The organism is Mycobacterium kyogaense (assembly GCF_036946525.1).
GTDB lineage: Bacteria > Actinomycetota > Actinomycetes > Mycobacteriales > Mycobacteriaceae > Mycobacterium > Mycobacterium kyogaense_A.
In genome coordinates, this window is record NZ_JAQIIY010000003.1 from 210,683 (window position 1) to 220,429 (window position 9,747).

At 60.2% G+C, this 9,747-nt stretch carries 11 protein-coding genes; 9 read left to right on the top strand and 2 right to left on the bottom strand.

Annotated elements, in window-relative coordinates; genetic code table 11:
* The first annotated feature begins 186 nt into the window (after window positions 1–186).
* Both PGN37_RS01245 and PGN37_RS01250 read left to right on the top strand, forming a co-directional pair.
* Window positions 187–534 carry a histone-like nucleoid-structuring protein Lsr2 gene (locus PGN37_RS01245; protein ID WP_335329195.1) on the top strand — a complete coding sequence of 116 codons (348 nt, stop codon included), beginning with the start codon at window positions 187–189 and terminating at the stop codon, window positions 532–534.
* An 86-nt stretch (window positions 535–620) separates the two neighbouring features.
* Complete coding sequence (locus PGN37_RS01250) at window positions 621–1,922, top strand: HEPN domain-containing protein (protein WP_335329196.1); 1,302 nt, start codon at window positions 621–623, stop codon at window positions 1,920–1,922.
* 74 nt (window positions 1,923–1,996) lie between these two features.
* Here PGN37_RS01250 and PGN37_RS01255 read toward each other — a convergent pair whose 3' ends face one another.
* Entirely contained in the window at window positions 1,997–2,449 is a 453-nt protein-coding gene (locus tag PGN37_RS01255; RefSeq protein WP_335329197.1) for a very short patch repair endonuclease, read from the bottom strand.
* Window positions 2,450–2,534: 85 nt separating this feature from the next.
* On the opposite strand from PGN37_RS01255, the gene PGN37_RS01260 reads away from it, so the two are divergent.
* The gene (locus tag PGN37_RS01260) at window positions 2,535–3,530 is read left to right on the top strand and encodes a DNA cytosine methyltransferase (RefSeq protein WP_335329198.1); all 996 of its coding nucleotides are present in this window, start codon (window positions 2,535–2,537) and stop codon (window positions 3,528–3,530) included.
* Here PGN37_RS01260 and PGN37_RS01265 read toward each other — a convergent pair.
* A complete protein-coding gene (locus PGN37_RS01265; RefSeq protein ID WP_335329199.1) occupies window positions 3,527–4,378 on the bottom strand; it encodes an HNH endonuclease in 852 nt (283 codons plus the stop codon). The genes PGN37_RS01260 and PGN37_RS01265 overlap by 4 nt on opposite strands.
* A 117-nt stretch (window positions 4,379–4,495) precedes the next feature.
* Between PGN37_RS01265 and PGN37_RS01270 the strand changes: the two genes are divergently transcribed.
* The 6 genes from PGN37_RS01270 to PGN37_RS01295 form a co-directional block, all read left to right on the top strand.
* Window positions 4,496–5,470: a NaeI family type II restriction endonuclease gene (locus tag PGN37_RS01270; RefSeq protein WP_335329200.1), complete on the top strand. Its 975-nt coding sequence runs from the start codon at window positions 4,496–4,498 to the stop codon at window positions 5,468–5,470.
* The gene (locus tag PGN37_RS01275; RefSeq protein ID WP_335329201.1) at window positions 5,467–6,093 is read left to right on the top strand and encodes a hypothetical protein; all 627 of its coding nucleotides are present in this window, start codon (window positions 5,467–5,469) and stop codon (window positions 6,091–6,093) included. The genes PGN37_RS01270 and PGN37_RS01275 overlap by 4 nt, the downstream gene beginning before the upstream one ends.
* Window positions 6,094–6,557: 464 nt before the next feature.
* Entirely contained in the window at window positions 6,558–8,459 is a 1,902-nt protein-coding gene (locus PGN37_RS01280) for a hypothetical protein (protein WP_335329202.1), read from the top strand.
* 37 nt (window positions 8,460–8,496) lie between these two features.
* A complete protein-coding gene (locus PGN37_RS01285; protein ID WP_335329203.1) occupies window positions 8,497–8,697 on the top strand; it encodes a hypothetical protein in 201 nt (66 codons plus the stop codon).
* 298 nt (window positions 8,698–8,995) lie between these two features.
* Complete coding sequence (locus PGN37_RS01290; RefSeq protein WP_335329204.1) at window positions 8,996–9,232, top strand: RNA polymerase sigma factor; 237 nt, start codon at window positions 8,996–8,998, stop codon at window positions 9,230–9,232.
* Window positions 9,233–9,526: 294 nt separating this feature from the next.
* The coding region (locus tag PGN37_RS01295) for a hypothetical protein (protein ID WP_335329205.1) at window positions 9,527–9,747 on the top strand (221 nt) is incomplete at its 3' end.

Below are 9,747 nucleotides of genomic sequence, written 5' to 3' on the forward strand. Positions count from 1 at the left end.
GTTCCGGCGCCCTCCTCTGGTTGAAAATCAGCAGCGGCGTCGACGTCGCTCCGCCGATGGAACCCGCAGCACACATAGCTATCGGACAACTATCCACATTTTGTGTCGGTTTTGGATCTGGCCGTCTCCGTTAGTAAAGTTATCTTTGTTCGAGTCCGGGGGTTACCCAAGAAGGAATCCAAAAAAATGGCCGAGAAGATCGTGCGACAACTTATCGATGATATTGACGGCACTGAGATTGCCGATGGCGCTGGGGAGCGCGTCGAGTTCTCTTTCCGTGGTGTGGACTACCAAATCGACTTGACCAAGTCGAACGCAACGAAGTTCGACAAGGCGCTCAAGCCCTACACCGATGCCGCGGCCAAGGTGCGCAGTGGTGGGCGCAGCCGGCAACCGAAGGCCAGCACAAATGGGAAGGGTTCGCCTGAGCAACTGTCGGCGATACGGGAGTGGGCTCGGAAGAACGGACACGAGGTCGCTGATCGCGGGCGAATCAAGGCAGAGATTGTGGAGGCTTTCCAGGCGGCGCACTAGTGTTCGGCTGGCATGGCACACCCGTCATGCGGCTACTCACAGCTCTGCGGTGCTGCCACCGTCAGCCGAGCGAGTCCTCTGCCGAGGTGGATGCAATTAACGACGAGTTCATCTACGAAGGTTGGTTCTGGGCCCCGGAGACGCCCGATAGCCAGGCGCCGGGCAAGTTGGTCATAAGGTCATGGACTCTGCCGGTTCTGAAGCTTGACGCCACGATCGTGGACTGGCCATCAATTCGGGGGATAGCTGGGGGCTTCGTCGATATGGGAGATCCCGACGATATCGTTAGGGACGCTCAGCCAAGAACCATCCATGGCCGATTAGAAAACGGCACATATTTAACCCTGTTTGGAGCACAAGCCAACGGGCCTCAATATTACCGCGCAAAGACAGCGATAATTGGTGGTCTTCACGAAGGCGACGCCCTACGGTTCCATTCAACGCGATTTCAACTTGACAACGACGTTCTGTGGGCCCATCTCGAAGGGGGTAGTGCCTCCACCGATTTCGGTACCGTGTCTCGCTCGGACAGTTGGTTCACCTTCACTCCAGCCGCGCCAATGACGCTTCGGGATCTTGGCAAGCACGGTCTGATTGCCGCGCGAACGCTCGCAAGACTCGCGTTGCAGCCTGAACTCCAAGTCGGAGTGGCTCAAGTTCGCGAAACCGAGCAGTCCGGGTGGCTGGCGTGGCACGGGCAATCAACAGCAATCGCGAGAATCCAAGCCTACAAAGGCGATTGGCTTATCGCTCCAGATGCAATATCTATGCAGCATCTCGCTGATTGGCTCCCCGTGAGCGCTCGACTCGACGGACTCGATGCTGCGGTGGCAGACCAGAAATTTCCGGCGATCCTGGAGCTACAGTGCCTGTTGTTTGCAACGATGATTGAGGGTCTTCACCGCCGATTGTTCGACGAGGAAGATGTTAAATACGCCGGACTCACGCGACCGAATGCCCGAATAGTGAGAAGGGCTGGCAGAGAAGCGATCTCGAAGGCCATGAACGATCTTGGATTTCCGACGAGTCCGTCCGATTTTGATAACTTGGTTGCGCCGCTGAACGATTACAGCTTTCAGCAACGACTGCAGAGCATCAAGGCCGTGGTTGACGAGGCTGTTCCGGATGTTCTGGCTGACTTTAGCGACTGGCCTTCGTTAGTGAAGAGAGTTCGCAATCACCTTGCCCATTGGCTCCGCAACGACGATCAGGACGCCTCGCCGCCGACCGATGACGAGAAGATGCTGGTGTACTTGTCTATGCCGTGGGTTTTGCGAACTCTGCTGCTATACCGCGGGGCCAAGCTTGATGGAGAAGCGATGAGGAACGGGTACAACCAGAAAGACGAATACCCGATGTTCCGTGCGAACGTGCGGGCACTGATCTAGTCGGCCGCGATGCCGCACGCGTAATGGTTCGCCAACTGGATCGGCCACGCAACGCCTTGGCGCCTGTAGTGTGATCAATCCTGGAGCTGGGCGATGACCACCTGCGCCATCTGGTCAACAGTCTCGTGTTCCCAGAGCCTGACCACATGCCAACCGGCTTGTTCGAGCGCGGCCGTTTGGCGCCTGTCGCGCTCCGCGTTGGCGGCCAACTTCGGCGACCAGTATTCGCCGTTCACGCTGGGCCGCCGACCGTGCTCGGGGCAGCAGTGCCAGAAGCAGCCATCCACAAAGATGGCGACCTTGCGCTTTGTGAACGCAATATCGGGCCGGATAAGCTTTCCGTCGATGCGGACCGCATAGTCCTTCCGGAAGCGGCGGCCCTCGTGGTGCAGTCTGGATCGGAGCGCGACCTCGGGTTTTGTGTTGGCCCGGCGTATGGCTGCCATGTTCCGCGATCGCCCCGGCGTGGTGAAGTAAGGGGAACCCTTGGCAGTCGCCGGCGTGGTGAGACGGTTGGCTGCGGGCACCCCACTACGGTACTTCCGAAACGGCTTGACTGTCGGCGGTGCATATCGGTAGGTTCGTCGAACAAATGTTCGATTGGGAGGTGTCATGGCGGCAGGCCTGAGCTGCTTAGAGATCTGCGCAGGGGCCGGCGGTCAGTCGCTTGGTCTTCACCTTGCTGGCTTCAATCACGAACTTGCAGTCGAAATTGAGCCGGATGCCTGCCAGACGCTGCGCCTGAATCAGCCCAAGTGGAACGTCCACGAGGGTGATGTCCGAGACATCGATGGTTGCGACTACCGCGGAATCGACCTTCTGGCCGGCGGCGTGCCCTGCCCTCCTTTCTCGATCGCCGGAAAGCAGCTCGGCGAGGATGACGAGCGGGATCTGTTTCCCGAGGCTCTTCGGCTTGTTGAGGAAGCGCAGCCCAAAGCGGTCATGCTGGAGAACGTCCGCGGACTGTCGACGGTCAAGTTTCAGACGTACCGCAAATCGATTCGCGACAGACTGGAGCAACTCGGGTACCGGTCGGATTGGCAGGTGCTGAATGCCAGTGAGTTTGGCGTCCCGCAGTTGCGTCCCAGGTTCATTTTGGTCGCCGCCAAGCCCGAATATTTCGATCGCTTCAAGTGGCCTGCGGCGATCGGCACGCCGCCGACTGTTGGGGATGTCCTTCTGCCACTGATGGCTCGTGATGGCTGGCCAGGTGCTGAGGAGTGGGCAGAGCGAGCCCAGGGCATAGGACCGACAATCGTCGGCGGCTCACGCAAGCACGGCGGACCAGATTTAGGACCGACGCGTGCTCGCGCTGCATGGCTTGAGCTTGGCGTGGACGGCAAGGGGCTAGCGAATCAGGGGCCCGATGAGCTGACACCGATCGACCACACCCCTCGCCTGACACTCGAGATGGCGGCGGCGATTCAGGGGTTCCCGCCCTACTGGCATTTCTATGGCCGCAAGACAGCGGCCTACCGTCAGATTGGGAATGCGTTCCCGCCGCCGGTAGCGGAGGCTGTCGGGTTGCAGATCCGCTCTGCCATCACCGGTAAGGCGGTGCGTCGGCGGCGGAGCGGCAGCACACTGCGTGCCCTCGCGAGCGCTTAGGCGTCTTCCAGCTCTTCGTCAGCGTCGAGGCTCGATTTCTGGCCGCGCCTCGCCGCCTCGGCCTTGATAGTGGCGATTATGTTCGCTGGCCACGGCGCCGATTTCGTCAGGCGGTAGTACGTGCGGACCCGCCCGCCTTCCTTCTTCTTGCGGAATTTGTAGTCCCAGCCGATGAACCGCAGGTCACGCATGCGGCGCTGCCAGTCCTCCTGATACTCCTTGGCGCTGGCAACAATCTCCAGCAGGTCGGAGCGAACTTCAACGCCCAGGCCAAACGCAAGGAACAGCTCACCGATGCGGCGTTGCGGCTCGTCGTAGGTTGCGGCCTGCCGGATCTGCTCGGCGAACTCGTCGTAGGTGCGGAAGTGATCCTTCTTGCCACCGTTGCACTCCTCGCAAAGCGGCTGGAGGTTCTCGATGTCGTTAGTTCCGCCCCACTCCTGCGGAATCTTGTGATCGACAACTAGCTTGACGCCGTCGTCAAGTGGTGTGCGGCCACACATAGCGCACCGCTGCGGCTGTCGTACCCGGGCTTTCGTCTTCGCGTCTAGGGGCCTATCGGAATCGGAGCGCGGAGGTTTCCGCGACCGCAAGAAGTAGCCCGGCCGACTGTGGGGCGGCGTCTTGTCGATGTTGAAGTGCGGATAGAGCTCCCGGACACGGCGGCCGCGTTGCCCGGCCTGCTTCCCGGTGACCTCCGCCAGGTAGTCGCTAATCTCGACGGTCGTCGGCGGGGCCTCCCGGCGTTCGTAGAGGAATTTGTAGATCCGCCTGTGCTCCTGCACCGTCAAGATTGCGGTTAGCTCATCGCTATCCGGCTCCGGCAGCGGCAACTCGTCGGCTGTCATTGGCGCAGGTTATCGCCACAGGATGACAACGACGACGAAGCACCAGCGCGTGCCTCGGGGCGAAATTGCCCTCGTTGTCGGCCCGGAGGCATACCCTGCCCCCATTCTGTCGGCGCGGTGGCGGGGGAGAAGATGTCCTCAATAGTTGGAGACGGCCTGCTCTCTGGTGGCGACCCAGAGCTTGATGCAGTCGAGGCCGAGCTCTACCGTTTCGATCCGACTGGTGACCGAGTTGCGACCGTCCTCCGCGATACGTTCGACCAGCTGTACGACGGCCAGCACACCGGCCGCTGGAACTTCAATGACCTCCACAAGACCGAGAAGACCCACATGGGCACGCTCGTGGAAATTAACTTGCACCGGGAATTCGACTTCGATGACGGCGAAAAGACCGACTATCGAATTGCCGGAATCGAGGTCGACTGCAAGTACTCGATGAAGCCATTCGGATGGATGCTGCCGCCCGAGGTCATCGGTGAGATCGCCCTGCTGGTGACCGCGAACGACGAGTTGTCGACTTGGCGAGCTGGGTTGCTGCGGGTGACCCCAGAGAATACGCGCGGCACCCAGAACCGGGACGCGAAGACTTCGTTGTCGCTCCTAGGGCGGGAGCGCATCCGAAGGCTTTGGCCAGTTCACCCTGGTCTCGCACCAAATCTGTTCCATGAGCTCGACGAACAGATCCGCGACGCAATCTTCAACGCGAAGTCGCGACGCGGGAATCAGCACGGGCAAGCCCGTGTAAACGAATTGTTTCGGCGAGTGCACGGGCGCGTTGTCCGGCGCGCGGAGCTCGCGACGGTGGCGCAGCAGGACGATTTTATGAAGCGAGCGCGAGGGAACGGCGGTGCGCGGACGGCTCTCCGATCGGACGGAATTCTTGTCCTTGGTCATCAGGACAATGACCCCCTGGTGGCAGCAGCGTTGGGACTGCCGAAACCACGAAAGGGCGAACTGGTGGCAGCACGCGTGGTGCCGGCGCGGCCGGATCAAGTCGATCCGGTCGCCGAGATCGCAGGCGAAAGTTGGTCGGTCGCAAGTCCCGGTGATCCAGTGGTACCTGCACCCGAGGTGTCGCGGGGCCTTCGATGATTCCGGAAGTCGTTGTGTCGGGTGAATCTCAAATCCCTCCCCAAGCCACGTTTTGGTTGCCGGACACATCAGAGTTGAACGAAGAAGGCATTGGCTATTTTCGAGGCGTGTGGACAATCGTCGACGTCTCGCCATCGGAAGCACAAGAAGTGATTGAGCAAGAACAGGCGCTGGTAGCACTCGTAGATCACCTGTCGGCGAATGCCGAAGACTTCGATCGCCTCGCGCACTGCATCGAACATTGGGATCCGGACGAAGAGGCTATCGAAGCCCCGAGTCGCGAGACCGCGATCCTGAATGCCGCCCCCAGTGACTTTGAATTCTCTCCGCTCCGCGGTCTGGAGCTTGGCGTAGCCGGCTTGGTGTACGCGTTAGCTGCGAATGGAATTGTGCCGGCGGCGAGCTGCCGTGGCCATCTGGGTTCGCATGCCTGGTCCGAGTCGCCAGTAGTGTTATTTGCCGCCGATGAATCTCACGCAAGAGGTCTGGAGATGCCCGTGCAAGGAGCCGGCTGCTTTTTCGATATCGATCCAGCCCGTCCTGAGCTTCTCGCCGTCGGCGGGAAATCCATTACTAATTTGATGCGTTTAGCATTGCTGCTATTTCAGCGGCTTTCTCATTGATATGGCAGTAGTGGGAGGCTTCGAGAATTGTTGCGATCTGCACCGCCTCAACGGACGATGTCTATGATCACTTGATCTGCCGCGCTCCGATGTCTCTCGCTGAACCGCATCCACACGCGCAACGTGACTGCCGTGGGTCCGTCTAAAAAAGTACGCGGTGCCGACCATTTCTCGTCGCGGCCCGGTTCGAAGACTCCTGTCACCCCGCCGACTATGGCCCAGCAGTGATACTCTTGGATATCGCCTTCGTGTTCAGCTGGGCGTTGGGCAAGGCCAAGGTCCTTGCTGGCGGGAGCACCCCGCCTCGTGTACGCCGAACCAGGTTCCGCAAGATGCGGATCGCTCCGGGGAGGCCGACTACGCCAACGTGACTGAGGTCCGCGACGGGTGTTCCGCGGATACTCAGGTGGCGCCGCGGCAGCTGTTTCGGCAGCTGGGCCTCCCGGCAGGTGTTCGGGGTTCAGGTGAAGGTCTACCTGCGATTGGCAGTCATGACAATCTTTGATCCGTACGAAATCGATGTGCCATTTAAGGGTGCCAAGGAAGATTCGCGCGTCCAGGTCGTCAACCTTCGGCAGTCCATTCCGGAGCCTGACCTCAGCGAACGCCGAAAACTCGTCACCTACGGCGAGAAGCAGTGGAACCGGTTGTCCAAGAACGACTGCTGGTCGATTGCGCACGCCGTAGCCGATCCGAATGCAGCCATCTTGGCTGCGCAGGCAGGTGGCCTCACGGAACAGTTCGCCGGCGAGTCCGCGCTGACTTTCCTTCGTGCTGACGTGAACCTGCCTTCGCTGTTTCCACTGATTCAGCCTCGCACTGCGGATGTGCCCTCTGTCCTGACGCCACCGAGAACCTACGGGGTGGTGGATCAGAAGGGCCGGACTGGCGCCGCCATGATTGTTGAATTTCAGAGCATGGCGCACCTTCGTGAGTACACCAAGAACGCAATCGCAGGAACGCTAAAAGCTGGCAGGGATCTTCGAGGATCGATTCTCTCGCATGGAGTTTCGCAACCCGTGCTTTGTTATGCCGCCACGATTCGGATCGCGGACACCAGTGAAGAGGTCGACGTGCTAGTGGTTGTCGACGGTCTCACTCGGGTCGTGATGTCGTGGTGGTCGATGTTGGGCGGTGAAGTTACAAGCGCCCAGCTGCCGGCGGCAGTGGTCGAAAAGCTGTTGAGTAAGAAGGGCGCCGGCGGCGCGGACGGAGTGTCAGGGGCTTACCGAAAGGGTCGGTCGGATACCTTCAGCATGTTGCGCGGGAAGTATCAAGCTGCGGCGGGCGACACGAATGACCCTGACCTGACTCGGTATGGGCAAACGCTCCGCTTACCAGCCAGTATCATCGTCGACTTCCGCCGGGTCGGAACGCCTCTGACCGGCGATGCACGGCCTTTTGAGTTCCCGGATGCCGTCAATTCCGCGGTGGATCAGCAGCACAGTCTTTCCAAGGCGTGGGCTCCCAGTGCGGTGGGGGCGAACGCTGGCGCGCATGCCGTTCAGCGGGCAGCCGCGGAAGGAAGCCTTCCGTCGACGGTGGCGGAGGTCGCAACAGGCATTGACGAGTTCGGCTTCGATCTCGTTGACTTCATGGATTCTGGCGGCGAACCCTCCGCGATCGATCCAGGTTTGGCGCGTGCGCTGTGGCTGGCCGCCGAGCTCACTCAGCCCGAACCCTACAACGTAATCAAGCGCAATCTGCGAAACCTGTTGGGTGAGCCTCAGATTCATAAGCGCGCCTACGCGGACAGGATCTTTAGTCTGGTCAACCGCGGGTGGTCAGCCTGGAAACCCGTCTCCTACGGCAATGCGCAGCGTGCGTGGGCAGCCGGTGGCCCGATCCCTCACACCCTGATGGGTACGCCCTGGAAACCCCTATTCCCGCGCCAGTTCACGGATTTGATGGAGATCGCGCTCGACAAGAACGATCCACTCCACGAAGCGGCTGTGGCTACCCTTCAGGTAGCTGGCGGTATCGCCCTCGTGGCCGATGGGCAGATTCTCGCAGCGTCGGGCTCTACGGCAGAAGGCGGTTACAAGCGAAGTCAGCCCCCCGTCGTGATCGAGGCACTAGGTAGTACACCGCGTGGTTTGTGGTTACTCGCTCATGCTGCAGATAGTTTCCGTAGCAAGCGGCAGGCGGTTAACTCGTTTACAAAAATCTCGGACATCCCGACGATGCCTACCGCATACGTTTCCCCAAGCCCTCCGATTCGGCGGTGGGTGTGGAATCGGCCGCTGACGGAGGGCGACTCAATTTCGACCCTTGTGCGGGATATCGCCGGCCTCCGTCAGCCAGATGGTGAGGAGTCGCCCGAGGAGCAGCCGGTCGAGGACGACCACGACCGCATGGTGTCCTGAGATTCCGCATGACGACAGCGCGGACAACTTGGCCGCTATGCGGACTGAGATTGCCAAACTCGCGAAGGCGCGACCTGACCTCTCCGTGTTTCCGACGCGTGCGGAGTGGGAAGCGGTAAGGGATCCGGTGCAGGCTGTGTTCTCGACGGTGATCAGCTGGGAGCCCGCCGACGAGTCGATTTTTGAAGACGGTGAGTTCGAGACCGAAGATCCCGACGCGGACGAGGTCGACGCCTGATGGTCCGCCTATCGTCATTCCCGGCGCCACCTAGCAGCTGGGCGCTTGTCTTCGATGTTGCCCACCTGAACCACCGGAAGGCTCGATCAGCATCGCCATCGGCTTGGGCAGCTCGACGTCCGATCTCTTCCAATGTGCCCAGTTGGTGGTCAGTGGTTGTGTGTGGTGTTCCCTGACAAGCACTTGGCTAACGCTGAACAAGGCTGCGCCGACTTCAGAGCGAGGGGGACGGCGACCATGTCGTCGGTCTCGCCGTTCACCTCGTCGCTAGGCACGTACCGGCGGACAGGAGATGCTCATGACATCGCCACGTCCTGATCTTGGGGCTCTGTACCTTGCTCACCGAGACGCGATGTACAAGGTGGCAGCCTCTGTACTCAGGGATCAAGGCCTCCAGTCACAGGCGGCCGACGCCGTAAGTGAAGCCATTGTCTCGATCTTGGCTTCCCCGCCGGAGAACGTGGCGAATTGGGAGGCGTTTCTTGTGACAGCAGCCAAGAGGAAGGCACTCGATATCATCCGTCGGCGGCAGTGAAACACGCCGGTCCCGAGCTCGTCGTCGAAGTTCATGACCGAGGCGATGACAGTGATATCGCCCAAGACGTTGCATCGAAGGTCGATGACTTACACCAAGCGGCTGTGGCATGGGATTGTCTTTCAGTTCTTGATGATCGTGATCGAAAGGTTGTTTGGGAAATCGGCGCTCTGGGTCGCTCTAGAGACGAAGTTGCAAAGCAGCTCGGTGTGAGCCCCGTCGCGCGTAAGCCAGATTTTTGGTCATGCACTCAAACTTCTTCGTGAAGAGATGAATCGAAGGGAGGGAAAAAGCATGAATGAAGTGGAGCGTGATCGGTTGCTAACAGAGCTGATCGCGCAGCCGGAGCGGCGCAGGTACATCCTGCAGGGTGCTGAACTTGATGACCAAGAGCGTGAAGAGCTCGAAACGCTGGTCGCCACTGCAGACCTCCTTTGGTTATCAGCTCGTGGGGCGCCACCGCTGGCTGACGGACCCCTGCAGCCGCCATACTTGGTCTCGTACCGGATGAGGAA

What these genes read in the sequence shown, in the direction of transcription:
- PGN37_RS01245 (WP_335329195.1), top strand. Translation starts at nt 187, where the DNA reads ATGGCCGAGAAGATCGTGCGACAACTTATCGATGATATTGACGGCACT.
- PGN37_RS01260 (WP_335329198.1), top strand. Translation starts at nt 2,535, where the DNA reads ATGGCGGCAGGCCTGAGCTGCTTAGAGATCTGCGCAGGGGCCGGCGGT.
- PGN37_RS01265 (WP_335329199.1), bottom strand. Translation starts at nt 4,378, where the DNA reads ATGACAGCCGACGAGTTGCCGCTGCCGGAGCCGGATAGCGATGAGCTA.
- PGN37_RS01275 (WP_335329201.1), top strand. Translation starts at nt 5,467, where the DNA reads ATGATTCCGGAAGTCGTTGTGTCGGGTGAATCTCAAATCCCTCCCCAA.
- PGN37_RS01285 (WP_335329203.1), top strand. Translation starts at nt 8,497, where the DNA reads ATGCGGACTGAGATTGCCAAACTCGCGAAGGCGCGACCTGACCTCTCC.
- PGN37_RS01290 (WP_335329204.1), top strand. Translation starts at nt 8,996, where the DNA reads ATGACATCGCCACGTCCTGATCTTGGGGCTCTGTACCTTGCTCACCGA.